Below are 25,406 nucleotides of genomic sequence, written 5' to 3'. Positions count from 1 at the left end.
TTTCGCTAGCCAGTGTAGCCCAAAGCATTGCGCCATTCATAGGCAAATCCATTTCTTCTCGGCGATTCTGAGCGTTAGAATAAGCACTAAATCGATGCACTTAAATGAGAAACCTAATGCGCATACATATTCTTGGGATCTGCGGCACCTTTATGGGCGGGTTGGCGATGCTGGCGCGTTCGCTTGGGCATGAGGTTACCGGCTCAGATGCCAACGTCTATCCTCCGATGAGCACGCTGTTGGAAAATCAGGGGATCGATCTGATCCAGGGTTACGATCCTGCACAGCTGGATCCCGCACCGGATCTGGTGATTATCGGCAATGCGATGACCCGTGGTAATCCTTGTGTGGAAGCAGTGTTAGAACTCGGCATTCCTTACGTTTCTGGCCCGCAGTGGCTGCACGATCACGTGTTGCGCGATCGTTGGGTGCTGGCAGTGGCCGGGACGCACGGTAAAACCACCACTGCCGGGATGGCGACCTGGATCCTGGAGGCCTGTGGCTACCAACCGGGCTTCGTGATCGGCGGCGTGCCGGGTAACTTTGATGTTTCTGCTCGTCTCGGTGGCAGCCCCTTCTTCGTGATTGAGGCTGATGAGTATGACTGTGCCTTCTTCGATAAACGCTCCAAGTTTGTGCATTACAGCCCGCGTACGCTGGTCATGAACAATCTGGAATTCGATCATGCTGATATTTTTGACGATCTGAAAGCGATCCAGAAGCAGTTCCACCATCTGGTGCGCCTGGTGCCGGGGAAGGGCAAAATCATTCTGCCGGACAATGACGCGTATCTGAAACAGGTGATGGCGATGGGATGCTGGAGCGAGCAGGAACTGGTGGGTGATGAGGGAGCCTGGCGTGCGCACAAGCTGACCCCGGATGCCAGCCATTATGAGGTTTTCCTCGATGGTGATAAGGTCGGCGAGGTGAACTGGGCGCTGGTGGGTGAACACAATATGCATAACGGCCTGATGGCGATCGCGGCCACCCGCCACGTTGGCGTGCAACCCGCCGATGCCTGCCGCGCGTTGGGTGATTTCATTAATGCTCGCCGCCGCCTGGAACTGCGTGGCGAAGCCAACGGTGTGACTGTTTATGATGACTTTGCTCATCACCCGACCGCCATTCTTGCCACGCTGGCCGCACTGCGCGGCAAAGTGGGGGGCAGGGCGCGAATTCTGGCCGTATTGGAGCCCCGTTCCAATACCATGAAGATGGGGATCAGCAAAAACGAACTGGCTCCTTCGCTGGGCCGCGCTGATGAAGTGTTCCTGTTCCAACCACATCATATCCCCTGGCAGGTAGCCGAAGTGGCCGATGCCTGTGTGCAACCAGCGCATTGGAGCGCCGATCTCGATACGCTGATGGAGATGATTGTTAAAACGGCACAGCCGGGTGATCATATTCTGGTGATGAGCAACGGTGGGTTTGGCGGTATTCATGACAAACTGTTGGCGGCGTTGGCAAAAAAGGCCGAGCCGAAAGAGGATTACTGAGAGGTTTGCCTGCCATCTAGCAACCTTAGGCCGCGAATGCGGCCTGAGGTTGATGACAAAGTCGCTTTTGAACCCGAGATACTCGGGCCTAGCGCACCGAGGGGCGCTCCGGCGGCTTACGCCGCTACGACCCCTTCGGCACGCTCTCCCTAATAACGGGCTTTGTCAGCTGTCTGGGGCCGCGAATGCGGCCTTTTTTATCGGGATAAAGAAGCCCTCGCAAGCGAGGGCATAATGTTCGTCACATAAAACGACGAGGTTTTCTAGGAAATAGGCATTTATCTTGGAACTCGGCAGTGGCAGTGACGAGGGTAGTTCAGCAAATGCGCTCTCTTAGTGATTACTTATAAATTTCTGCTGTCGCGTGCCAGTTGCCATTTTCATAGGCTTCGATGATGCGATAGGCTTTGGCACCCTGCTGATCGGCTTTATCAGACAGTGCTTGGCGGATATCAGAAGGCGCACCGGCTACACCGCTCACGCTGATGGTGCCTACAGATTGCAGATCGCTCGCCTGGGCATCATTCACCAGATTAGCGGCAGAAGCGCCGAAAGAAACGGCAGAGAGCAGGCTAAGCGCAGCGATGGTTGTTTTCATGTTCATGAGGTTAACTCCTTAATTGTTTACAGATAACAGTCTGGAAGGGCTTTACAGCGTTTTTTATACTTGAAGACCGTTATCAGGGCAGAGTGATTACGCATTAGCACGTAATGCATTGTTTTATTTATAAATTTCTGCGGTGGCGTGGAAGTTGCCTTCGCTGCGCGCTTCGATCACACGATAAGCGGTGGCACCTTTGGCATCCGCTTTGGCAGACAGCGCCTGACGGATATCTGAAGGTGCTGTACCGACGCCGCTCACGGTGATGGTTCCTGCAGAATGCAGTTTTTCGGCCTGAGGTGCATCAATGGATTGTGCTGCAAATGATCCAAAAGAAAGCACGGAGAGAAGGCTGAACGCTGCAAGGGTGGTTTTAATTTTCATGATTTGGCCTCTTGGTATTCTTTTATTAGATCCAATGAACTGTGATTTACATCACGAAATGAGTATACATCTAGTAACTGAGAAAATTAATAGTCAGCTAACAATTTATAGTGAAACTTTATTTGTTCATTGCTGTTTTTAATAGCGCAATGGAATAAAAATCGATGATTAAATGAGCTATTGATGTTAAATTTATGTAATTTCAATGGGCTGGGTACTTTTGACTAAAAGTGCGGAACATCACAGATACTACTGATTGCCCACACGCAATTGTCATTGGGATATGCTGTAAGTCGGCAAATAAGCAGTTTTAAACGTGGGGGGAAATGTTGAGGGGCGGGCGTTATGTCTAGAAAGCGTTAACAAAATACGGCCTGCGCCAGCCCTATTTTGTTAACGGCATGCATCATAGTTCTTGTTCGAACAGCGTGAGAATGGCTTCAAAGAGTTGGCGTGTGGTAAATGTGCTGGCGGGGGTCACGAAAATTGTATCATCACCGGCGATCGTGCCCAAGATACCTTCGGATTTGCCCAATGAATCCAGCAAGCGGGCAATTAACTGTGCGGCGCCTGGGCTGGTATGGATCACCACCATGGCGTCATTGTGATCGACATCCAGTACCAGATTCTTCAGCGGGCTGGTGGTGGTAGGCACCCCGAGTTCCGCCGGCAGGCAGTAAACCATCTCCATTTTGGCATTGCGTGTGCGCACTGCACCGAACTTGGTCAGCATGCGAGACACCTTGGATTGGTTAATGTTTTCGAAGCCTTCTTCTTGCAGCGCTAAAACGATCTCGCCTTGAGAACTGAATTTTTCTTCTTTCAATAACGCTTTAAACGCCTTGATCAGGTCTTCCTGCTTTGCGGGATTACGCATTTTGCACCGTGGAATGTTGAGAATAGAGATCAATATTATGCATATAAATGAATTTTTATGCAATGTTGCAATCAGGAACGCCATGGAACAGGGCAGGGAAAATCAGGAGAGGGCGGCATTTTAACAAAGTCCGCACCCCATGAATATGCCCTTTTGACGCAGGAAACGAGTCAGCTTTGCGGTAAAGAAAATGTTATTAAAATGATGTTGTTCTGATGTTATGTAAGGGTGTAATGTAACGGCCGGTTAACTCGCCAGTGAAGATCCTCGCACAATTTTCGATTAGTGTGCGCTATGCCCTTAATGCGTAAGCTATTTAATCTAAAATGATCGCGACATCGGCCATTTTATTGCGCCAGCTCTAAAACCGACTGTTAATAGGTTGTTTTTAAAGGTGTAATAAATTAAGGTCCGAGCCAAAGAATTCACGGCGCTTTTATATTTAAGATAATAAAGGAGTATAGGATGAAAGTTGCAGTTCTCGGTGCTGCTGGCGGTATCGGCCAGGCCCTCGCCCTTCTACTCAAAACCCAGCTTCCTTCAGGTTCTGAACTCACCCTCTATGATATTGCCCCTGTTACCCCAGGCGTTGCCGTTGACCTAAGCCACATTCCAACCGCAGTGAAAATCAAAGGCTTCAGCGGTGAAGATGCGACTCCTGCGCTGCACGGTGCTGATGTGGTGCTGATTTCTGCCGGTGTTGCACGTAAGCCAGGTATGGATCGTTCAGACCTGTTTAATGTGAACGCCGGTATCGTGCGCAACCTGATCGAGCAAGTGGCTAAAACCTGCCCGAAAGCCTGCATCGGGATTATCACCAACCCGGTGAATACCACAGTGGCGATTGCTGCTGAAGTGCTGAAGAAAGCCGGTGTTTACGACAAGAACAAACTGTTTGGCGTTACCTCGCTGGACATTATCCGTTCCAACACCTTTGTGGCGGAGCTGAAAGGCAAAAAGCCGGAAGAGTTGGAAGTGCCGGTTATCGGTGGCCACTCTGGCGTGACCATTCTGCCACTGTTGTCGCAGATCCCTGGTGTGAGCTTTACCGCGCAGGAAGTGGCTGACCTGACCAAGCGCATCCAGAATGCGGGTACCGAAGTGGTTGAAGCCAAGGCCGGTGGCGGCTCCGCAACCTTGTCTATGGGCCAGGCGGCGGCACGTTTCGGCTTGTCTCTGGTGCGCGCACTGAGCGGTGAGAAAGGCATTGTGGAATGTGCCTACGTTGAAGGCGATGGCAAATATGCCCGCTTCTTCGCACAACCGCTGCTGTTGGGCAAAAACGGTGTTGAAGAACGTAAAGACATCGGTTCGCTGAGCGCGTTCGAACAGCAAGCGCTGAACGAAATGCTGGACGTACTGCACAAAGATATCGAGCTGGGCGAAAAGTTTATCAATAACTGATAGCGCCAGTGCGTTAAGCCTACAAAAGCCGCCGGAACAACAGTCCGGCGGCTTTTTTTCGTCTCATGATTTGATACGACTCTTTCGATCCAGCAGACGCTGGGTGTGCGGATCAAAATACCGGCTTGGCCATATTTCCGCAGGATGAACATTCAAAGCGTCGGCAATCAGCCATTCTCCCTTCGGCCAAGGGCGTGACAGCGCATTGGCGAGGGTGGATGAGCTTAATCCTGCCTGACGTGAAACCGCTGCCAACGTTGTACCTCTCTTCTTCAATGCCGCTATGACGTCTGCCGGATGCCAGTCTGGGTTCCGTGAATTCATGTTTACATTCCTTTTTTGATTAGAGAAAGTTCTGTTAGTGGTATAACTAACAGGTCAGAATTAATCGTTTGAACAACATGAAGCGTTTATTCGGAAACCAGAATACCACTAAGTTTCTAAAAAACATCTTATGGTTTCTGAAAAATTTATCTTGCCACACTATTGTCCAGAGATAATGGCTATGAAAAACGAGTGGTTTGCTGCCAAGGAGCTGACAGGCATCGCAGGATTACCTTCCTCGACACAAGGAATCAACCTCATGGCCCGGCGCGAGGGCTGGGTCAGCCGTCGTCGTAAAGGCGTACAGGGAAAGGCGTTGGAATACCATGTCGACAGCTTGCCCACCAGCGTGAAGAAACTGTTGATACTGCGCGAAGAACCGGCGGTCTATGAGGTGGAGCGGCAGGATCCTTTGGCGGTGTGGATCGAATATTACTACCACCTATCAGACAGCGAGCGGGCACAGGTTATGGCATTTCTGATGCGTGAGGGCGTCGGCAGTTTACTGACGTGGATCGGCGAACAGAACAAGTAGCGCGAATCGTTGTGCTCAGTGTTTCACAAAATAGCATTCCTGCTGCTAAACGTTTTCACCGTGGTTTTCGTTTTTACCTTCTTTTGGTTAATAAGCTTGTCTTGAGTTATCGCCGGGTAATTTTTTTACACGGCAATGAGATAGTAAAAGGTCTGACTAACGGAAAGGCATTAATCGTTGGTTCCACGGGAACTCATTAGTGCAGAGAATTAGTAGGTCTGGAATCCAGACCTATTTGAATATTTGGAAAGCGGAATTTCTTAAAATTCGCGTTGAACAGCCAGATGCGCTAATCCTTCCAGCGCCGCACGGTATGGCGATTCCGGTAACGCCTGCAAGGCAGCGATCGCTTTGTCTGCTTCTTCTTCCGCACGCTGGCGGGTGTAGGTTAGCGAACCGCATGCCTGCATTGCGGCCAAGACGGGCTCCAGCAGATGGCGGCCATTTCCCTGTTCAATGGCCGTGCGGATCATTGCTGCCTGTTGCGCATCGCCATGATGCATGGCATGCAATAACGGCAGTGTAGGCTTACCTTCATTGAGATCGTCACCGGTGTTTTTACCCAGCGTCACTCCGTCGGCACTGTAATCGAGCAGATCGTCAATCAGCTGGAAGGCGGTGCCCAAATAGCGGCCATAGTCCTGCAAGGCCTTCTCTTCCGCTTCAGTTGCAGCGGAAAGGATCGCCGATGACTGAGCCGCCGCTTCAAACAGGCGGGCGGTTTTGCTGTAGATCACCCGCATGTAGCTTTCTTCAGTAATGTCGGGATCGTGCACGTTCATCAGCTGCAGCACTTCACCTTCGGCAATCACGTTGACGGCTTCAGACATCAGCGCCAGCACGCGCAGCGATTCCAGGCTGGTCATCATCTGAAAAGCACGTGTATAGATAAAGTCACCCACCAGTACGCTGGCCGCATTGCCAAACGCCGCATTGGCGGTGGCTTTGCCGCGCCGCATATCGGATTCGTCCACCACATCGTCATGCAGCAGCGTGGCGGTGTGAATGAACTCGATCAGGGCAGCCACGGTGATATGTTTATCCCCTTGATAATGCAGCGCCCGCGCCGCCAGCACGGCGATCATCGGGCGAATACGTTTACCGCCCCCGCTGATAATGTAATAGCCGAGTTGATTGATGAGCGTGACATCGGAATTCAACTGTTCGAGAATTGTTGCGTTCACGGCCGCCATATCTTGCGCGGTTAACTCAGTAATTTGTTCTAGGTTCATTGTGTTTTTTCAGCTGTGTTTCTGTTCACCGCGATGAGATCGCTGCTCACATCGATATAGGGCGGTCACTGTCACCTTTGATTGTACTTGAAAAACGGCATAGATAAACGCCATGAAAGAAACTGTGTTTTTTTTCTTCTTTTTTCACCTTCCGCCTCCATTCTACACTTGTCATGTGCGGGATTATTGCGTAGAATTCGCGCCCTATTGTGAATATTTATAGCGCGCTCTGTACTGAACAGTTGGGCACGCGGAAAGCGGAGTTTTATATGTACGCGGTTTTCCAAAGTGGTGGCAAACAACACCGAGTAAGCGAAGGTCAAACCGTTCGCTTGGAAAAGCTGGACATCGCAACTGGTGAAGCGGTTGAGTTTGACCAGATTCTGATGATCGCTAATGGCGAAGATATCAAAATCGGCGTTCCTTACGTCGATGGCGGCAAGATCAAAGCTGAAGTCGTTGCTCACGGTCGTGGCGAAAAAATCAAGATTGTTAAGTTTCGTCGTCGTAAGCACTACCGTAAGCAGCAGGGCCACCGTCAGTGGTTCACTGACGTTAAAATCACCGGCATCAGCGCTTAAGTTAGGAGAGCGGATTAATGGCACACAAAAAGGCTGGCGGCTCGACTCGTAACGGTCGCGATTCAGAAGCTAAACGTCTGGGCGTAAAACGCTTTGGCGGCGAAGCAGTACTGGCAGGCAGCATCATCGTTCGTCAGCGCGGCACCAAATTCCACGCGGGTACCAACGTGGGTTGCGGCAAAGACCACACTCTGTTTGCTTTGAAAGACGGTAAAGTCAAATTCGAAGTTAAAGGCCCGAGCAATCGTAAATTCATCAGCATCGAAGCTGAATAATTTTTCGAGCCTTACGAAATAGATGTAAGCCCCGCAATTCGTTGCGGGGCTTTTTACATTTATGGGGCACCTGGGTTCAGGCCCGCAGGTATCAGGAAATATGGAAACGAAACAGCAGGCCGGTATGGGGATCTTCCTGGCGCTGACCACTGCAATTTGCTGGGGGGCGCTGCCGATCGCGATGAAAGAAGTGCTGAAGGTGATGGAGCCATTTACCGTCGTCTGGTACCGTTTTGCCTTCGCCGCTATCGGTCTGGGTATGATTCTGGCGGTGCGTGGGCGTCTGCCATCGGTGAAAATATTTCGTCAACCGCGCTGGCTACTTTTGCTGATTATTGCCACTGCAGGATTGCTGGGTAATTTTGTGTTTTTCAGTTCTTCGCTGAAATATCTGAGCCCGACGGCATCACAGGTGATTGGCCAGTTATCACCCGTTGGCATGATGTTCGCCAGCGTACTGATCCTGAAAGAAAGGATGCGAATCACCCAGGTAATTGGGGCATTGATGCTGATTTGCGGGTTGATGTTGTTTTTTAACGTCAGCCTGATTGAAATTTTTACCCGACTGACGGATTACACCCTGGGTGTTTTGCTGGGCGTGTGTGCGGCGATGGTTTGGGTGACCTATGGAGTGGCTCAAAAAGTGCTGCTACGCCGATTGGCGTCGCCACAGATTCTGGTCATATTGTACACTTTATGTGCAATTGCGTTATTCCCGCTGGCTAAACCTGCGGTGATTTTCCAACTCAGCAACTGGCAATTGGCCTGTTTGCTGTTTTGCGGCGCGAATACGCTAATTGGTTACGGCGCGCTGGCGGAAGCGATGGCGCGTTGGCAGGCGGCACAGGTGAGTGCGGTAGTGACGCTCACGCCGTTATTCACCCTGATGTTTTCAGATTTATTGGCGCTGGCATGGCCGCAAGTATTCGCCGCCCCGACATTGAATGTCGTCGGCTATGTTGGTGCTTTCGTGGTGGTAGCAGGCGCTATGTTTTCCGCAATTGGCCACCGTTGGTGGCCGCGACGGGCAGAACCCAACCTGATTGTTTCTTTGAAGCAGTCCGGTGAATGATTTACGGAGACGGTAAATGAAGTTTGTAGATGAAGCGACGATCCTGGTTGTTGCAGGTGACGGTGGTAACGGCTGCGTCAGCTTCCGCCGTGAGAAATACATCCCGAACGGTGGGCCGGACGGCGGTGACGGCGGTGACGGCGGTGACGTTTACCTGCTGGCAGATGAAAACCTGAATACCCTGATCGATTACCGCTTTGAAAAGTCTTTCCGTGCCGAGCGTGGCCAGAACGGCCAGAGCCGCGACTGCACCGGCAAGCGTGGTAAAGACATTGTGATTAAGGTGCCGGTGGGCACGCGTGTGCAAGATCAGGGCACCGGTGAGATCCTCGGTGATATGACCCGCCATCAGCAGCGCCTGATGGTAGCCAAAGGCGGTTGGCACGGCCTGGGCAATACCCGTTTCAAATCCTCAGTAAACCGCGCCCCGCGCCAGAAAACCTTGGGTACCAAGGGTGAAACGCGCGATATCCTGCTGGAACTGTTGCTGTTGGCCGATGTGGGCATGTTAGGGTTGCCGAATGCTGGTAAATCGACGTTTATTCGTGCGGTGTCTGCTGCCAAACCTAAAGTGGCTGACTATCCGTTCACCACGCTGGTGCCGAGCCTGGGTGTGGTGCGCATGGACAGCGAGCAGAGCTTCGTGGTGGCTGACATCCCTGGATTGATTGAAGGTGCTTCCGACGGTGCCGGCTTGGGGATCCGTTTCCTGAAGCACTTGGAACGCTGCCGTGTGCTGTTGCATCTGGTGGATATTGCTCCGATCGACGAATCCGATCCGGTAGAGAATGCCAAAGTCATCATCAATGAACTGAATCAGTACAGCGAGAATCTGGCGCAGAAGCCTCGCTGGCTGGTGTTCAACAAGGTTGACCTGCTGGATGCCGAAGAGGCCGCTGAACGCGCCAAGGCGATCGTAGAAGGCATGGGCTGGGAAGGTAAGTACTACATGATCTCCGCCGCTAACCGTGAAGGCGTTAACGCGCTGTGCTGGGACGTGATGAACTTTATCAACACCCAGCCGAAGACCATGGCGATTGAAGAAAGCGCGCCAGAGAAAGTCGAATTCATGTGGGATGACTACCACCGTGAGCAGATCGCCGAAGTGGAAGCCGAAGCGGAAGATGACTGGGATGATGACTGGGACGAAGATGACGACGAAGGCGTCGAAATCATCTATCAGAAGTAATTCTGTGTTGGTGTGATAGAGGGCTCAGCGATGGCAGGGCCCTGAGGTTAATGACAAAAGTAGCTTTTGAACCCGAGATACTCGGGCCTAGCGCACCGAGGGGCGCTCCGGCGGCTTACGCCGCTACGACCCCTTCGGCACGCTCTCCCTAATAGCGGGCTTTGTCAGCAGTCTGAGGGCTCAGCGATGGCTGGGCCCTTTTCATGAGTTCAGGAGGTTATCGGGTATCCAGCATTGGGCGTTCAGGCCACGGATCTCGGTGCGGTTTTCAAGCCGCAGCCAACCGCGGTGCAGTTGCGCGATGCGGCTCACGATGTTCAACCCAAGCCCGCTGCCGCCATAACGCTGATCCATCCGGCGAAAAGCCTGCGTTATCTCCCCTGCATTTTCTGGCTTAATTCCTGGCCCTTCATCCGTCACCTGCAAACGCTGCCCGCGATCCTGCGGGGTGAGCTGCACATAAATAGTGCTGTTTTCTGGGCTGTAGCGATGGGCATTTTCCACCAGATTACGCAGCATCAGGCGCAATAAGACCGGATCGCCATGGGTAACGGCTTGCGCAGGTAACTGCCAGCATAGTTTCTGCCCGCGCTGCGCCGCCAGTTCACTCAGCTCTTCCTGCAGCGGTTGGATAACCTGGCTGACCCAGTCAAACTGCTGATGATGACCACTGGCAAAATTCTGGCCAGCGCGCGACAGCATCAGTAATTGCTCAATGACGTGCATCAGTTGATCAATACGCGCAATCAGCACCCGGCTTTCTTTAATGCCTTGCTGCTCCATTAACTCCAGATGCAGGCGGATACCGGCCAGCGGCGTGCGTAACTCATGGGCGGCATCGGCGGTAAACAGACGCTCCTGCTGAATGGTGTGATCGAGACGTGAAAACAGTTGATTCAACGCGCTGGTCACCGCGACCATTTCCAGGCTGTCGTTACTCATGGGCAAGGGGGTCAGGTTATCCGCAGAGCGTTTTGCCAGCCGTTCTTGTAATTGATTAAGTGGGCGGGTAATCCAACTGATGGCCCAGAAAGAGGCCAGCAGCGTCACCATCATCATGATCAGCGACGGGGCAAGCAATGAGGCAATGGCCTCGGTAATTTCGGTATCGACCCGCTCATTGCGCATTTTTGCGGACAGGGTTTCATCCACCAGGAAGCTGATTTGCTCCTGGCTCTCATGCCATAGCCAAAATGCACTGATCAACTGTGTGACCAGCAGGATCAGCGCTAGCATCAGCAACAGACGGCGGCGCATACTGATCATGATGCGGGTTCCAGACGGTAGCCAATACCACGTACGGTGCGGATACGATCTTTGCCCAGCTTGCGACGCAGGTTATGAACGTGGACTTCGAGGGTGTTCGAGCCCAGATCGTCATTCCAGGTATAGAGATCCTGTTGCAGCAGTTCACGATTAACGGTCTGACCGGCGCGCATCATCAAGCGTGACAGGATGGCGAACTCTTTGGGGGTGATATCGATCGCTTGCTGTTGCAGATACACCTGCTGGCTGGACAGGTTCAGCGTCAGATCGTCCTGCTGCAGCAGGTTATCGCTGTGACCTTGATAACGACGGATCAGCGCTCGCACCCTGGCTTGCAGTTCAGCCAAGGCAAAGGGTTTGATCAGATAATCATCGGCACCGGCGTCCAGGCCGTCAACGCGATCTTCCAGGGCATCACGGGCGGTGAGGATTAACACCGGAATGCCGATCTGCAGGCGGCGCCACTGACGCAGCAGGCTGGTACCGTCGAGATCCGGCAGGCCAAGATCCAAGATCACCATGCTGTATTGGCTGCTGACGATCAGGCTGTTGGCTTCTGCCGCCGTGCTGGCGCAGTCGCAGGCGTAGCCTTCGTGGGATAATGCTAATGCCAGGCCCTGTTGCAACAGTTCATCATCCTCAACAATCAGTAGTTTCATGCCGATTGGCCCTCAATTGTTCTGATAAATATCGCGATACAACCTGCTTTCGAAACGGACTAATGGGATACGGCGCTGCTTCTGATCTTCCGGTGGCACCGCGTAACCCGATAAGAATTGTACAAAGGCATAGCGTTGGCCGCTGGCGGTGGTGATAAAGCCCGCCAGATTATAGACCCCTTGTAATGCACCGGTTTTGGCGGAAACCTTGCCATCGACGCCTGCTTCATGCAGGCCGCCGCGATAGCGCAGGGTGCCGTCGTAGCCGGACAGCGGCAGCATTGCGATGAAGTTCAGCTCACTGTCGTGCTGGGCGATATATTGCAGTGCCTGCATCATGGTCGCCGGGGTGAGCAGGTTGTGGCGCGACAGGCCAGAGCCATCCACCAGAATACTGTTACCCAAATCTACCCCGGCTTTCTGGCGCAGCACTTGGCGCACGGCATCGGCACCGGCCCGCCAGGTGCCGGGAACGCCAAAACGTTCATGGCCAATGGTGCGGAAGACGGTGTCGGCGATCATGTTGTCGGATTTCTTCAGCATGATTTTCAATAATTCATGCAATGGGGCAGACTGTGTCTGAGCAATCACCGTTCCGCTCATGCCCGGTATGGTCTGGCGCTTCAGATGGCCGCTAATTTGGATCCCTGCCTGCGTCAGTTCATCTTTCAGGATCGCACCGGCGTAGCTGGCCCCATCCTGAATGGCGAAGGCTAAGGGCAGCGGCTCACTGCGTTGCGTCATGCACCCGGTCAGTGTAAAGCGATTTAGCTCGCCCGGCACCACGTCCAGCTCACAGTATTGCGCGTCCGCCGAGCCTTTGGCCAGCGTACGCACCTGGCTGAACATATTCACCGGGTAGAAGGATGCGACGCGGATAAAGGCCATTTCGCCGGGATTCGGCGCGCTGTAGAGCGATACCGAGAAGCAGTTGCGATCGACAATCGCTGCTGCTGGCGGTGCGCTGAAACACTGCGTCAGATCGTTCCACGGCCAGCCGGGGGCCTTATCGTGGCTGGCAAATACCGAGGTATCAACCAGAACATCGCCGCTAATTTCACGCACGCCCTGTTTTTGCAGCGCAGCCACCATATTGCGCAGATTCTGGCGTTTGAAAGTAGGATCCCCGCTGAAACGGGCGATCAGATTGCCGCGTAACACGCCATCCGTGATATTCCCCTGGCTTTCCAGCGTAGTGTTAAAGCGGTAGTCAGGCCCGAGCTGTAACAATGCCGCCAGCGCTGTCAGCACTTTCTGGGTGCTGGCCGGTAATGCCATCTGCTGCGAATGATAGTCGATCGTCGGCGTAGTGGCGCCTATCTTCTGAACTATCAGGGCAAGGTTGGCCCCATCAGGCAAATATTGTGTGTAATCTTCGACCGGGGCCGCATTTGCATTAAGAACACATACGCAGGCCAATGCACTGACAATTCGTGAAAAACGCATAATCTCGGGGTAACAGCTAGGTAACGTGCTGTCATACTACGGTGCATTAAGGGAGAAAGTAAACGATGACCCTTAAGGAACTCTAGGCTAAAATACCTCTCAAAATACAAAATCGATCCCGACTTGGGAGAAAATTCCGAGTCAGGTTTCTTTTGTTTATCGCCTGGAGACGGAAGGCAGAGCCAACCGTATTTTCATACGAACACGTCAGGATGACGGCTATTTGAACAGGAAAGATTTAGAGGTATTGAAACGATGAAACAGATTCCGATGACTTTATTTGGCGCAGAGCAACTGCGCGAAGAACTTGAATATCTGAAGAGTGTACGTCGCCCGAAAATTATCGCCGATATCGCGGATGCACGTGAACACGGTGACTTGAAAGAGAATGCTGAATATCATGCCGCGCGTGAGCAGCAAGGGTTCTGCGAAGGGCGCATCCAGGAGATCGAAGCCAAACTGTCTAACGCGCAGGTGATTGATATCACCAAAATGCCTAATACTGGCCGCGTGATTTTTGGTGCAACCGTATCGATCATGAATCTGGAAACGGAAGATGAAGTTACTTACCGGATCGTGGGTGACGACGAAGCTGACTTTAAGAAGAACCTCATTTCGGTCAATTCGCCGATGGCGCGTGGCCTGATTGGCAAAGAACAGGATGACGTCGTCGTCATTAAAACGCCGGGTGGCGACGTTGAGTATGAGATCCTGAAAGTGGAATATCTGTAATTCTGGGTGAATTGGTCAGATATTCAGCGGGGATTTGTAAAGAAAGGAAAAAGGCCGCAAGCGGCCTTTTATCTGAGCTCGGTGCATGGCACCTTTTCCGTCAAACAGACGGTGGATTAGCGTGGCAAAGTGATCTTGCGCTCTTTGGATGGGCGGTAAAGAACCAGTGAACTGCCGATCACTTGCACATTGCAGGCATTCGTTTCACGCACGATAGCGTCGGCGATCAGGGTTTTAGTCTCACGATCCTCGGCCACAATTTTTACCTTGATCAGCTCATGATGCTCCAGAGCCTGTTCAATTTCAGCCAGCACCCCTTCGGTGAGACCGTTATTACCCAGCATGACAACCGGTTTTAACGGATGCGCCAGGCCTTTCAGGTGCTGTTTTTGTTTATTATTCAGATTCATTGTCTTTTTTGCTTAAGTTGGGATTGAAAACGGGTCATTCTACCGCCATCTCATGTATATCACCAAATCGGTCTGCACCGAATGGCGTCTACGTGAGCAGCGAACCTGACATAAGACTCTCTTTTAGGATAGTTGGAAAACGAGATGGCTAATAAAAAGCGTTCGGCTAGCTCCAGTCGCTGGCTACAAGAACACTTTAGCGATAAATATGTGCAACAGGCGCAGAAAAAAGGGCTGCGCTCCCGCGCCTGGTTTAAACTTGATGAAATACAGCAAAGTGACAAACTGTTTAAACCGGGAATGACGGTAGTGGATCTGGGTGCGGCACCGGGTGGATGGTCGCAATACGTCGTCACTCAGATTGGTGGTAACGGGCGGGTCATTGCTTGTGATATTTTGCCAATGGATCCTATCGTTGGTGTCGATTTCCTTCAGGGCGATTTTCGTGATGAACTGGTACTCAAAGCACTGTTGGAACGTGTAGGTGAAGGTAAAGTTCAGGTTGTCATGTCTGACATGGCGCCGAATATGAGTGGCACCCCGGCGGTCGATATCCCGAGATCGATGTATCTGGTGGAATTAGCACTGGAAATGTGTCGTGATGTCCTCGCTCCAGGCGGTAGTTTCCTGGTGAAGGTGTTCCAGGGAGATGGTTTTGACGAGTACCTACGGGAAATTCGCTCCCTGTTTACGAAGGTTAAGATTCGTAAGCCAGACGCTTCCCGCGCGCGTTCGCGTGAAGTGTACATTGTAGCGACAGGGCGGAAACTGTAGTACCCTAACGCTGTTTGTTAACACAGTTGTAATATGAGGTTAATCCCTTGAGTGACATGGCGAAAAACCTAATTCTCTGGTTAGTCATCGCGGTAGTATTGATGTCTGTATTCCAGAGCTTTGGGCCCAGCGAGTCTAATGGCCGTAGGGTGGATTACACTACCTTCATGTCCGAACTGACCCAAGATCAGATTCGTGAAGCACGAATTAATGGACGTGAAATCAATGTTATTCGTAAAGACAGTAACAAATACACGACCTTCATCCCTGTCAACGATCCGAAACTGCTGGATACGTTGTTAACCAAGAACGTCAAAGTCGTCGGTGAACCACCGGAAGAGCCGAGTTTGCTGGCTTCAATCTTTATCTCCTGGTTCCCGATGCTGTTGCTGATCGGGGTCTGGATCTTCTTTATGCGGCAGATGCAGGGCGGCGGCGGCAAGGGCGCGATGTCCTTCGGCAAAAGCAAGGCCCGTATGCTGACGGAAGACCAGATAAAAACTACTTTTGCTGATGTTGCAGGTTGTGATGAAGCAAAAGAAGAGGTTAGCGAGCTGGTGGATTACCTGCGTGAGCCGAGCCGTTTCCAGAAGTTGGGCGGTAAGATCCCGAAAGGCGTGCTGATGGTAGGCCCACCGGGTACCGGTAAAACCTTGCTGGCGAAAGCGATCGCCGGTGAAGCGAAAGTACCGTTCTTCACTATTTCCGGTTCTGACTTCGTTGAAATGTTCGTCGGTGTGGGTGCTTCCCGCGTGCGTGACATGTTCGAACAGGCTAAAAAAGCGGCACCGTGCATCATCTTTATTGATGAAATCGACGCCGTAGGGCGTCAGCGTGGCGCTGGGCTGGGTGGTGGTCACGATGAACGTGAGCAAACGCTGAACCAGATGCTGGTTGAGATGGACGGCTTTGAAGGCAATGAAGGCATCATCGTGATTGCGGCAACCAACCGCCCTGACGTGCTTGACCCTGCATTGCTGCGCCCGGGCCGTTTTGACCGTCAGGTGGTGGTTGGTCTGCCAGACGTGCGTGGCCGTGAGCAGATCCTGAAAGTGCATATGCGCCGTGTGCCATTGGCAGCAGATATCGATGCTTCTGTGATTGCGCGTGGTACACCGGGCTTCTCCGGTGCCGATCTGGCTAACCTGGTTAACGAAGCGGCACTGTTTGCAGCGCGTGGTAACAAGCGTGTGGTATCGATGGTTGAGTTCGAAAAAGCCAAAGATAAGATCATGATGGGTGCGGAACGCCGCTCCATGGTGATGACAGAGGCGCAGAAAGAGTCTACCGCGTACCACGAAGCTGGCCATGCGATCATTGGCCGACTGGTGCCTGAGCACGATCCGGTGCACAAAGTCACGATTATTCCTCGTGGCCGTGCGCTCGGAGTGACCTTCTTCCTGCCGGAAGGGGATGCGATCAGCGCCAGCCGTCAGAAGCTGGAGAGCCAGATTTCCACGCTGTACGGCGGTCGTTTGGCAGAAGAGATTATCTACGGGCCGGAAAAAGTGTCTACCGGTGCTTCAAACGACATCAAAGTCGCCACTTCGATTGCCCGTAACATGGTGACCCAGTGGGGCTTCTCTGAGAAGCTTGGGCCACTGCTGTACGCGGAAGAAGAAGGCGAGGTGTTCCTGGGCCGTTCTGTGGCCAAGGCGAAACACATGTCAGATGAAACAGCACGTATCATCGACCAGGAAGTGAAATCCCTGATCGAGCGTAATTACACCCGTGCACGTGAGCTGTTGATGGCAAATATGGACATCCTGCATTCAATGAAAGATGCCCTGATGAAGTATGAAACCATCGACGCGCCGCAGATCGACGATCTGATGAACCGTAAAGATGTGCGTCCGCCAGCCGGGTGGGACGACGCGGCCAAGAGCAACAACTCCGACAACGGTGGCACGCCAAAAGCCCCGACGCCGGTTGATGAGCCGCATACGCCAACCCCAGGCAACCCAATGTCTGAACAGCAACAGCTCGACAAATAACGTCGGCTGTGTAATAAAATCGAACCCCGGCGAGTCCGGGGTTTTTTTATCCCCGTCACAGTTGAAATAGCCGCGTTGTAGCCTGTTTAAAAGGTAGGGTTGTGCCGTTGCCCGCAACGTTCAAAATCAACTTCCGGCAGGCAACACTAAGGTGAATTAATCATGCAGTTAACCGTGCGCGACCAGATTTTCGATCTCAATCATCCTCAGGTGATGGGGATCCTTAACGTTACTCCAGACTCCTTTTCCGATGGTGGCCAACATAATTCGCTGAATGCAGCCTTGCTGCATGCTCATGCTCTGATTTCTGCTGGCGCGACGATGATCGATGTTGGCGGTGAGTCGACCCGTCCCGGAGCCGCTGAGGTCAGTGAAGAGGAAGAGCTCGATCGTGTGGTGCCGGTGGTGGAAGCGTTGGCCCAGCGATTTGAGGTCTTTATCTCAGTTGATACTTCGAAAGCTGCTGTGATCCGCGAATCTGCCCGCGCCGGAGCGCACTTGATTAATGACGTTCGCTCATTACAGGAGCCGGGAGCGCTGGCAGCCGCGGCCGAAAGCGCTCTACCGATCTGCCTGATGCATATGCAGGGCGAGCCACGCACCATGCAGCAGGCACCGCATTACGACGATCTGATGGGCGACGTAAAGGCGTTTTTCCAGCAGCATATTGACCGTTGCATCACCGGCGGAATCGAAAAACAGAAATTGTTGCTCGACCCGGGCTTCGGTTTCGGTAAGAATTTGGCGCATAATTATCAGCTTCTGGCCCGTTTGTCGGAATTTCATCAATTCGGTTTGCCGCTGTTGGTGGGGATGTCGCGCAAGTCGATGATTGGACAACTGTTGAATGTGCCCCCCAATCAACGGGTTATTGGCAGCGTTGCTTGTGCGGTGATCGCCGCAATGCAAGGGGCACAGATTGTCAGAGTGCATGATGTAAAAGAAACCGTCGAGGCGATGCGTGTCGTCGAGGCAACACTTTCAGCGAAGGGATAGTAAAGATATGAGCGAGCGCAAATATTTTGGTACCGATGGCATTCGTGGCAAAGTTGGTGACAGCCCGATCACCCCGGAGTTCGTGCTTAAGCTTGGCTGGGCTGCCGGTAAGGTGCTGGCACGTCATGGCTCGCGTAAAATCATCATCGGTAAGGATACCCGTATCTCCGGTTATATGCTGGAGTCCGCGTTAGAGGCCGGGCTGGCTTCTGCCGGCCTGTCTGCATCATTTACCGGCCCGATGCCAACGCCGGCAGTGGCCTATCTGACCCGCACCTTCCGCGCAGAAGCCGGGATTGTGATCTCTGCCTCGCACAACCCGTTTTATGATAACGGTATCAAATTCTTCTCCATTGACGGGGCCAAGCTGCCGGATGAAGTGGAAGAAGCTATCGAAGCCGAAATGGAAAAGCCGCTTACCTGCGTTGAGTCAGCAGAACTGGGTAAAGCCAGCCGTATCGTTGATGCGGCTGGGCGCTATATCGAATTCTGCAAGGGCACTTTCCCAAGCGAACTCAGCCTGAATGGCCTGAAAATTGTTGTGGATTGCGCGAACGGCGCAACCTATCACATCGCGCCAAGCGTACTGCGTGAACTCGGTGCGACGGTGATTGCCATCGGCTGTGAGCCGGATGGTATGAATATTAACGAAGAGTGTGGTGCTACCGATGTGCGCCAACTGCAGGCTCGGGTGCTGGAAGAACAGGCACATGTTGGTTTGGCATTTGATGGTGATGGCGATCGCTTGATGATGGTGGATCACCTGGGCAATAAAGTGGATGGCGATCAGATCCTCTATATCATTGCCCGTGAAGGCCTGCGTCAGGGCCAGTTGCGTGGCGGTGCGGTAGGTACGCTGATGAGCAATATGGGCCTGGAATTGGCACTGAAGCAACTCGGTATCCCGTTTGCCCGCGCGAAAGTGGGCGATCGTTATGTGCTGGAAAAACTGCAGGAGCTGGGTTGGCGTATCGGGGCGGAAAACTCCGGTCACGTGATCCTGCTGGATAAAACGACCACCGGTGACGGTATTGTGGCTGGGTTGCAGGTATTGACTGCCATGGTGCGTAATAACATGAGCCTGCACGATCTGTGCAGTGGCATGAAGCTGCTGCCGCAAATCCTGGTTAACGTGCGTTTTGTTGGTGAGCATAACCCGCTGGAATCAGAAGCCGTGCGTGCAGTGACCGCACAGGTCGAGGCTGAACTGGCTGGTCATGGCCGCGTTCTTCTGCGTAAATCGGGTACCGAACCGCTCATTCGTGTGATGGTGGAAGGCGAGGACGAAAAACAGGTTGAGATGCTGGCGCACCGCATTGCCGATGCGGTGAAACTGGCAGGCTAACATCTTGTTTTCACGCAGGCATGGGCTACCGTGCCTGCGTAGATCACAGATTATGTCAGTTTTTGATGTTTTTTTCTGCAAACGCATCAGCAGCAGCAAATTGCCCTTGCGTGGCCTGGCGGCTTTGGTTAGTATTCACACCCGCTTCAGTGGGCTGTTTAGTGACATGCCACGACTTCGAAATAGAAGCATCTGGGGTGTGAAGCATTTGGCACGCGGTGAACCCGCAAGGATACAGGTACAACTATGTACGAAGCTCTTCTGGTAATTTTCTTGCTGATCTCAATCGGGCTAGTGGCTCTGATTATGTTGCAGCAAGGCAAAGGCGCTGATATGGGAGCCTCATTCGGAGCAGGTGCTTCTGGCACATTGTTCGGTTCGACCGGTTCAGGCAACTTTATGACCCGCATGACGGCTATCTTGGCGACGCTGTTTTTCGTCATCAGCCTGATCCTGGGTAACCTGAGCAGCAACAAGAACCAGAAAGGCAGCGAGTGGGAAAACCTGGGTCAGCCAGTGAAAACTGAGCAGACTACCGCACCGGCAGCACCAGCCAAGCCGAGCAGCGATATCCCGCGCTAAGCAGTAAAAGTTTGAAAACGGTTGTTGGTACACAGGCAGTAAAAACAGCCGTTAGCAGTAAGAATCTGTACCGAGGTGGTGGAATTGGTAGACACGCTACCTTGAGGTGGTAGTGCCCTAACGGGCTTGTGGGTTCGAGTCCCATCCTCGGTACCAAATCCCAGAGATAAGTTGCTTTTTTGCGATTATCGGCGTAGTATTTGCCACGTTTTCGGACGCGGGGTGGAGCAGCCTGGTAGCTCGTCGGGCTCATAACCCGAAGGTCGTCGGTTCAAATCCGGCCCCCGCAACCACTTTCCTTTAAGTGTTTATTTTCAAATACACTTTTCGATTGAAATCCGCTTTTCTCGAACGACATTTGAAAATGACACTTGTTAGAAAGTTGTACCGAAGCCGCTTTGCGGCAAACAGGGTCCAGTTGCATAAAGCCCCGAATTTTCGGGGTTTTTTGTTATTTGGCAACAGAATCACTGGGCTATTAAGCCCTTTTTTTATGTCTTGGGGGTGGGCTTGTCCACATTAGAGCAAAAGTTAACAGAGATGATTTCCGCACCGGTAGAGGCGTTGGGCTTTGAGCTCGTAGGTATCGAATTTATTCGGGCGCGCCAATCGACGCTACGCATCTATATTGATAGTGAGAACGGAATCAATGTTGATGATTGCGCTGATGTCAGCCACCAGGTCAGCGCTGTATTGGACGTCGAAGATCCGATTACGGTCGCTTACAACTTGGAAGTCTCCTCTCCTGGCCTTGATCGTCCTATGTTCACCGCAGAACACTATCAACGTTTTATCGGTGAAGAAGTCAGCGTGGTTCTGCGCATGGCGATACAAAACCGCCGCAAATGGCAGGGCATTATCAAGTCTGTCGAAGGCGAGATGATCACGGTTACTGTGGAAGGGAAAGATGAAGTGTTCGCGCTGAGCAACATTCAGAAAGCGAACCTGGTACCCCACTTTTAAAGTTTGGATGAGGCAACTAGGATGAACAAAGAGATTCTGGCTGTTGTTGAAGCTGTTTCCAATGAAAAATCCCTTCCGCGTGAGAAGATTTTTGAAGCGCTGGAAACCGCATTAGCCACCGCAACCAAGAAAAAGTATGAGCAGGAAATCGACGTGCGTGTCAGCATTGACCGCAAAACCGGCGATTTCGATACCTTCCGCCGTTGGGTTGCCGTCGAAGAAGTGACGCAACCCACGCGTGAAATCACGCTGGAAGCGGCGCAGTACGAAGATCCATCCATTGAGTTGGGTGGCTATATCGAAGATCAAATCGAATCCGTCACCTTTGACCGCATCACAACCCAAACCGCAAAACAGGTTATCGTACAGAAAGTGCGTGAAGCCGAACGTGCGATGGTGGTGGATGCTTTCCGTGAACACGAAGGTGAGATCGTCACCGGCGTGGTGAAAAAGGTTAACCGTGACAGCATCGCGCTGGATCTGGGCAGCAACGCCGAAGCGGTGATTGGCCGTGAAGACATGCTGCCGCGCGAAAACTTCCGCCCGGGTGACCGTATCCGCGGTGTGCTGTACGCTGTGCGCCCTGAAGCGCGTGGCGCGCAACTGTTCGTCAGCCGTTCCAGCCCGGATATGCTGAAAGAACTGTTCCGTATCGAAGTGCCGGAAATCGGTGAAGAAGTGATTGAGATTAAAGCGGCAGCCCGCGATCCAGGCTCCCGTGCAAAAATTGCTGTGAAGACCAACGACAAGCGTATCGATCCGGTCGGTGCTTGCGTGGGTATGCGCGGTGCCCGCGTCCAGGCCGTTTCGAGCGAGCTTGGCGGGGAACGTATTGATATCATCCTCTGGGATGATAACCCTGCACAGTTCGTCATTAACGCCATGGCTCCGGCAGATGTTGCCTCGATCGTGGTGGATGAAGACCGGTGCACGATGGATATCGCCGTTGAAGCCAGCAATCTGGCACAGGCGATCGGCCGTAATGGCCAAAACGTGCGTTTAGCTTCCCAGTTGTTGAAACAGCATCGTGATGATGATCGCTGGGAACTGAACGTGATGACGGCGGACGATCTGCAGGCCAAGCATCAGGCCGAGGCTCATGCCGCCATTGATACCTTCACCAAGTATCTTGATATCGACGAAGATTTCGCTACCGTTTTGGTCGAAGAGGGCTTCTCAACGCTAGAAGAGTTGGCCTATGTACCGATCAAAGAGCTGCTGGAAATTGACGGACTGGATGAAGATACCGTTGAAGCGTTGCGCGATCGCGCCAAAGCTGCATTGACCACGCTGGCTCTGGCTCAGGAAGAAAGCCTGGGCGACCAAAAACCTGCTGATGATTTGCTCAACCTCCCAGGTCTTGAGCGCGGCATGGCCTTTAAACTGGCCGCGCGTGGGGTTTGTACGCTGGAAGATCTTGCCGAGCAGGGTGTTGACGATCTGGCTGATATTGAAGGGCTTAGCGATGTGCAGGCCGGCGAGCTGATTATGGCCGCCCGTAATATCTGTTGGTTTGGCGACAACGCGTAATAAACTGTAGCAGGAAGGAACAGCATGACGACAGATGTAACCGTAAAATCGCTGGCAGCAGAGATTCAGACTCCAGTTGATCGCCTGGTACAGCAGTTTGCTGATGCTGGGATCAACAAGTCAGAAACTGACTCTGTGACCCAGCATGAGAAAGAAACCTTGCTGGCGCACTTGAACCGTGAACACGGTAGTGCACCAGGTAAACTCACGTTGCAGCGCAAAACGCGTAGCACCTTGAATATTCCGAGCACCGGCGGTAAAAGTAAATCGGTGCAAATTGAGGTCCGCAAGAAACGCACTTATGTAAATCGCGATACGCAAGAAGCTCAACAGGCTGAAGCGGCAGAGCAGGCACAGCGTGAAGCGGAAGAGCAGGCACGGCGCGAAGCGGAAGAGCTAGCGAAACGCGAAGCAGAAGCGAAGCGCGCAGCCGAAGAGCAAGCCAAACGTGAGGCCGCGGAGATTGCTAAGCGTAATTCAGCGGAAAAAGAAAAAGTGACCAATCAACGTACCGACGAAATGACCAAGCCAGCTCAGGCAGAAAAAGCACGCCGTGAGGCCGAAGCCGCTGAACTGAAACGTAAAGCGGAAGAGGAAGTGCGCCGTAAAGTTGAGGAAGAAGCCAAACGCGTAGCGGAAGAAGCGCGCCGTATGGCCGAAGAGAATGGTGAGAAGTGGGCAGAAGCTGAAGCAGCAAGCGCTGCGGTTGAAACAGCCGATTACCACGTGACCACTTCTCAGCACGCCCGTGCAGCCGAAGATGAAAACGACGCTAAAGTTGAAGGCGAACGCCGCAGCCGCACTCGCGGTGGCAAGGCCACCAAGCAGAAGAAAGGCAACAAGCTCTCCGAGTCTAAAGCCGATCGCGAAGAAGCCCGAGCGGTAACCCGTGGTGGTAAAAGCAAGCGTAAGCCAAGTACCCTGCAGCAAGGCTTCAACAAGCCTGCTCAGGTGGTGAACCGTGACGTAATCATCGGCGAAACCATCACCGTTGCTGAATTGGCAAACAAGATGGCGGTGAAAGGCTCCCAGGTCATCAAAGCGATGATGAAGTTGGGCGCTATGGCCACTATCAACCAGGTCCTCGACCAGGAAACCGCTCAGTTGGTTGCCGAAGAGATGGGCCACAAAGTGATCCTGCGTCGTGAGAACGAACTAGAAGAAGCGCTGATGAGCGATCGTGATACCGGTGCTGCAGCCGAGGCGCGTGCGCCGGTTGTGACCATCATGGGCCACGTTGACCACGGTAAAACCTCTCTGCTTGACTACATCCGCTCCACCAAGGTGGCGGTGGGTGAAGCCGGTGGTATTACCCAGCACATCGGTGCCTACCACGTTGAAACCGAAAACGGTATGATCACCTTCCTGGATACCCCAGGCCACGCAGCCTTTACCTCTATGCGTGCCCGTGGTGCCAAGGCGACCGATATCGTGGTTCTGGTGGTTGCAGCCGACGACGGCGTGATGCCACAAACCATCGAAGCTATTCAGCATGCTCAGGCAGCGAAAGTGCCATTGGTGGTTGCGGTTAACAAAATCGACAAGCCAGAAGCCGATCCGGATCGCGTTAAGCAAGAGTTGTCCCAGTATGGCGTTATGCCAGAAGAGTGGGGCGGTGAAGCGCAGTTCGTTCACGTATCGGCAAAAGCCGGTACCGGTATCGACGAACTGCTGAACGCTATTCTGCTGCAAGCCGAAGTTCTCGAACTGAAAGCGGTTCGCAGTGGTATGGCGAGCGGCGTGGTGATCGAATCCTTCCTGGATAAAGGCCGTGGCCCAGTGGCTACCGTGCTGGTTCAGGAGGGTACGCTGAACAAAGGCGACATCGTGCTGTGTGGCTTTGAATATGGCCGCGTACGTGCGATGCGTGACGAGCTGGGCCGCGAAGTGACTTCAGCGGGTCCTTCTATCCCGGTTGAGATCCTGGGCCTGTCTAGCGTTCCTGCGGCGGGTGATGAAGCGACCGTGGTGCGTGACGAGAAGAAAGCGCGTGAAGTTGCGCTGTATCGCCAAGGCAAGTTCCGTGAAGTCAAACTGGCGCGTCAGCAGAAATCTAAGCTGGAAAACATGTTTGCCAACATGACCGAAGGTGAAATTTCTGAACTGAACATCGTACTGAAAACTGACGTACAGGGGACGTGTGAGGCGATTTCTGACTCACTGCAGAAACTTTCTACCGACGAAGTGAAAGTGAAGATTGTCGGCTCCGGCGTAGGTGGGATCACCGAAACCGACGCGACTCTGGCTGCCGCTTCCAACGCCATCATCCTGGGTTTCAACGTGCGTGCCGATGCTTCTGCGCGCCGCGTGATCGAAGCAGAAAGCCTGGATCTGCGTTACTACTCCGTGATCTATAACCTGATCGACGAAGTGAAGCAGGCGATGAGCGGTATGCTGGCGCCTGAGTACAAACAGCAGATCATCGGTCTGGCTGAAGTGCGTGACGTGTTCAAATCACCTAAGTTCGGCGCTGTTGCCGGCTGTATGGTTACCGAAGGCACGATTAAACGTCACAACCCAATCCGTGTTCTGCGCGACAACGTGGTGATCTATGAAGGCGAGCTGGAATCCCTGCGCCGCTTTAAAGATGACGTCAACGAAGTCCGTAACGGTATGGAATGTGGTATCGGTGTTAAGAACTACAACGACGTGCGCGTTGGCGACATGATCGAAGTGTTTGAAATTATCGAGATCCAGCGCACTATCGCTTAAGCTTGGTATAACGCTTAACTTTGTTCT

General features: G+C 52.8%; 25 protein-coding genes and 2 tRNA genes. 18 read left to right on the top strand and 9 right to left on the bottom strand.

Going from position 1 to position 25,406, the window contains the following annotated elements; genetic code table 11:
* The first annotated feature begins 116 nt into the window (after positions 1 to 116).
* Positions 117 to 1,496 carry a UDP-N-acetylmuramate:L-alanyl-gamma-D-glutamyl-meso-diaminopimelate ligase gene (mpl, locus tag BMI79_RS15520; protein WP_076943037.1) on the top strand — a complete coding sequence of 460 codons (1,380 nt, stop codon included), beginning with the start codon at positions 117 to 119 and terminating at the stop codon, positions 1,494 to 1,496.
* 340 nt (positions 1,497 to 1,836) lie between these two features.
* Here mpl and yhcN (BMI79_RS15515) read toward each other — a convergent pair whose 3' ends face one another.
* The 3 genes from yhcN (BMI79_RS15515) to argR form a co-directional block, all read right to left on the bottom strand.
* Positions 1,837 to 2,100, bottom strand: coding sequence for a peroxide/acid stress response protein YhcN (gene yhcN, locus BMI79_RS15515; protein WP_076943036.1), 264 nt, complete (start codon positions 2,098 to 2,100; stop codon positions 1,837 to 1,839).
* Between the two features lie 117 nt (positions 2,101 to 2,217).
* Positions 2,218 to 2,481, bottom strand: coding sequence for a peroxide/acid stress response protein YhcN (yhcN, locus tag BMI79_RS15510; RefSeq protein WP_076943035.1), 264 nt, complete (start codon positions 2,479 to 2,481; stop codon positions 2,218 to 2,220).
* 406 nt (positions 2,482 to 2,887) lie between these two features.
* Positions 2,888 to 3,358: a transcriptional regulator ArgR gene (gene argR / locus BMI79_RS15505; RefSeq protein ID WP_076943034.1), complete on the bottom strand. Its 471-nt coding sequence runs from the start codon at positions 3,356 to 3,358 to the stop codon at positions 2,888 to 2,890.
* A gap of 465 nt (positions 3,359 to 3,823) precedes the next feature.
* Between argR and mdh the strand changes: the two genes are divergently transcribed.
* Positions 3,824 to 4,762, top strand: coding sequence for a malate dehydrogenase (gene mdh / locus BMI79_RS15500; RefSeq protein WP_076943033.1), 939 nt, complete (start codon positions 3,824 to 3,826; stop codon positions 4,760 to 4,762).
* Positions 4,763 to 4,825: 63 nt separating this feature from the next.
* Here the strand turns inward: mdh and BMI79_RS15495 are convergent, their stop codons facing one another.
* Positions 4,826 to 5,086 carry a helix-turn-helix domain-containing protein gene (locus tag BMI79_RS15495; protein ID WP_072010944.1) on the bottom strand — a complete coding sequence of 87 codons (261 nt, stop codon included), beginning with the start codon at positions 5,084 to 5,086 and terminating at the stop codon, positions 4,826 to 4,828.
* Positions 5,087 to 5,267: 181 nt separating this feature from the next.
* Between BMI79_RS15495 and BMI79_RS15490 the strand changes: the two genes are divergently transcribed.
* Entirely contained in the window at positions 5,268 to 5,621 is a 354-nt protein-coding gene (locus BMI79_RS15490; RefSeq protein WP_076943032.1) for a DNA-binding protein, read from the top strand.
* A 260-nt stretch (positions 5,622 to 5,881) separates the two neighbouring features.
* On the opposite strand, the gene ispB is transcribed toward BMI79_RS15490, so the two are convergent.
* Entirely contained in the window at positions 5,882 to 6,853 is a 972-nt protein-coding gene (gene ispB / locus BMI79_RS15485; RefSeq protein WP_076943031.1) for an octaprenyl diphosphate synthase, read from the bottom strand.
* Between the two features lie 269 nt (positions 6,854 to 7,122).
* Here ispB and rplU point away from each other — a divergent pair, with 269 nt between their 5' ends.
* The 4 genes from rplU to cgtA all read left to right on the top strand — a co-directional run bounded on the left by rplU (position 7,123) and on the right by cgtA (position 9,970).
* Entirely contained in the window at positions 7,123 to 7,434 is a 312-nt protein-coding gene (gene rplU / locus BMI79_RS15480; protein ID WP_037396379.1) for a 50S ribosomal protein L21, read from the top strand.
* Positions 7,435 to 7,451: 17 nt separating this feature from the next.
* Positions 7,452 to 7,709, top strand: a complete 258-nt coding sequence (gene rpmA / locus BMI79_RS15475) for a 50S ribosomal protein L27 (protein WP_004933559.1) — start codon at positions 7,452 to 7,454, stop codon at positions 7,707 to 7,709.
* 100 nt (positions 7,710 to 7,809) lie between these two features.
* Positions 7,810 to 8,781 (top strand): DMT family transporter, encoded by a 972-nt coding sequence (locus BMI79_RS15470; RefSeq protein ID WP_076943030.1) that lies wholly within the window; start codon positions 7,810 to 7,812, stop codon positions 8,779 to 8,781.
* Between the two features lie 16 nt (positions 8,782 to 8,797).
* Positions 8,798 to 9,970 (top strand): Obg family GTPase CgtA, encoded by a 1,173-nt coding sequence (cgtA, locus tag BMI79_RS15465; protein ID WP_076943029.1) that lies wholly within the window; start codon positions 8,798 to 8,800, stop codon positions 9,968 to 9,970.
* A 201-nt stretch (positions 9,971 to 10,171) separates the two neighbouring features.
* On the opposite strand, the gene pmrB is transcribed toward cgtA, so the two are convergent.
* From pmrB to dacB, 3 genes are read right to left on the bottom strand one after another with little or no spacing between them, the layout of a single operon-like run.
* A complete protein-coding gene (gene pmrB / locus BMI79_RS15460; protein ID WP_076943028.1) occupies positions 10,172 to 11,236 on the bottom strand; it encodes a two-component system sensor histidine kinase PmrB in 1,065 nt (354 codons plus the stop codon).
* Positions 11,233 to 11,895: a two-component system response regulator PmrA gene (gene pmrA / locus BMI79_RS15455; RefSeq protein ID WP_076943027.1), complete on the bottom strand. Its 663-nt coding sequence runs from the start codon at positions 11,893 to 11,895 to the stop codon at positions 11,233 to 11,235. Before pmrA ends, pmrB begins: the two co-directional genes overlap by 4 nt.
* 12 nt (positions 11,896 to 11,907) lie before the next feature.
* Positions 11,908 to 13,341, bottom strand: coding sequence for a serine-type D-Ala-D-Ala carboxypeptidase (gene dacB, locus BMI79_RS15450; protein ID WP_076943026.1), 1,434 nt, complete (start codon positions 13,339 to 13,341; stop codon positions 11,908 to 11,910).
* A gap of 255 nt (positions 13,342 to 13,596) precedes the next feature.
* Here dacB and greA point away from each other — a divergent pair, with 255 nt between their 5' ends.
* The gene (gene greA / locus BMI79_RS15445) at positions 13,597 to 14,073 is read left to right on the top strand and encodes a transcription elongation factor GreA (protein ID WP_076943025.1); all 477 of its coding nucleotides are present in this window, start codon (positions 13,597 to 13,599) and stop codon (positions 14,071 to 14,073) included.
* Between the two features lie 116 nt (positions 14,074 to 14,189).
* On the opposite strand, the gene yhbY is transcribed toward greA, so the two are convergent.
* A complete protein-coding gene (gene yhbY, locus BMI79_RS15440) occupies positions 14,190 to 14,483 on the bottom strand; it encodes a ribosome assembly RNA-binding protein YhbY (protein ID WP_076943024.1) in 294 nt (97 codons plus the stop codon).
* A 144-nt stretch (positions 14,484 to 14,627) separates the two neighbouring features.
* Between yhbY and rlmE the strand changes: the two genes are divergently transcribed.
* The 10 genes from rlmE (at position 14,628) to infB (ending at position 25,379) form a co-directional block, all read left to right on the top strand.
* Positions 14,628 to 15,257, top strand: a complete 630-nt coding sequence (gene rlmE / locus BMI79_RS15435) for a 23S rRNA (uridine(2552)-2'-O)-methyltransferase RlmE (protein WP_076943023.1) — start codon at positions 14,628 to 14,630, stop codon at positions 15,255 to 15,257.
* 56 nt (positions 15,258 to 15,313) lie between these two features.
* Positions 15,314 to 17,251 (top strand): ATP-dependent zinc metalloprotease FtsH, encoded by a 1,938-nt coding sequence (ftsH, locus tag BMI79_RS15430; RefSeq protein ID WP_076943022.1) that lies wholly within the window; start codon positions 15,314 to 15,316, stop codon positions 17,249 to 17,251.
* A gap of 162 nt (positions 17,252 to 17,413) precedes the next feature.
* On the top strand, positions 17,414 to 18,247 hold the full coding sequence (folP, locus tag BMI79_RS15425; protein ID WP_076943021.1) for a dihydropteroate synthase: 834 nt from the start codon (positions 17,414 to 17,416) through the stop codon (positions 18,245 to 18,247).
* Positions 18,248 to 18,254: 7 nt separating this feature from the next.
* Positions 18,255 to 19,592: a phosphoglucosamine mutase gene (gene glmM / locus BMI79_RS15420; RefSeq protein WP_076943020.1), complete on the top strand. Its 1,338-nt coding sequence runs from the start codon at positions 18,255 to 18,257 to the stop codon at positions 19,590 to 19,592.
* A 246-nt stretch (positions 19,593 to 19,838) separates the two neighbouring features.
* On the top strand, positions 19,839 to 20,174 hold the full coding sequence (gene secG / locus BMI79_RS15415) for a preprotein translocase subunit SecG (RefSeq protein WP_076943019.1): 336 nt from the start codon (positions 19,839 to 19,841) through the stop codon (positions 20,172 to 20,174).
* Between the two features lie 69 nt (positions 20,175 to 20,243).
* Positions 20,244 to 20,330: transfer RNA gene (locus BMI79_RS15410), tRNA-Leu, on the top strand.
* Positions 20,331 to 20,390: 60 nt separating this feature from the next.
* A tRNA-Met gene (locus tag BMI79_RS15405) sits at positions 20,391 to 20,467 on the top strand.
* 217 nt (positions 20,468 to 20,684) lie between these two features.
* The gene (gene rimP, locus BMI79_RS15400) at positions 20,685 to 21,137 is read left to right on the top strand and encodes a ribosome maturation factor RimP (RefSeq protein ID WP_143555411.1); all 453 of its coding nucleotides are present in this window, start codon (positions 20,685 to 20,687) and stop codon (positions 21,135 to 21,137) included.
* 21 nt (positions 21,138 to 21,158) lie between these two features.
* Entirely contained in the window at positions 21,159 to 22,667 is a 1,509-nt protein-coding gene (gene nusA, locus BMI79_RS15395) for a transcription termination factor NusA (protein WP_076943018.1), read from the top strand.
* 24 nt (positions 22,668 to 22,691) lie between these two features.
* Positions 22,692 to 25,379, top strand: a complete 2,688-nt coding sequence (gene infB, locus BMI79_RS15390; protein WP_076943017.1) for a translation initiation factor IF-2 — start codon at positions 22,692 to 22,694, stop codon at positions 25,377 to 25,379.
* The last annotated feature ends 27 nt before the right edge of the window (positions 25,380 to 25,406 follow it).

Source organism: Serratia oryzae (assembly GCF_001976145.1).
Taxonomy (GTDB): domain Bacteria; phylum Pseudomonadota; class Gammaproteobacteria; order Enterobacterales; family Enterobacteriaceae; genus Chania; species Chania oryzae.
The sequence above is the reverse complement of the archived record's forward strand: the minus strand, read 5'-3'. Positions and strand labels throughout refer to the sequence as shown.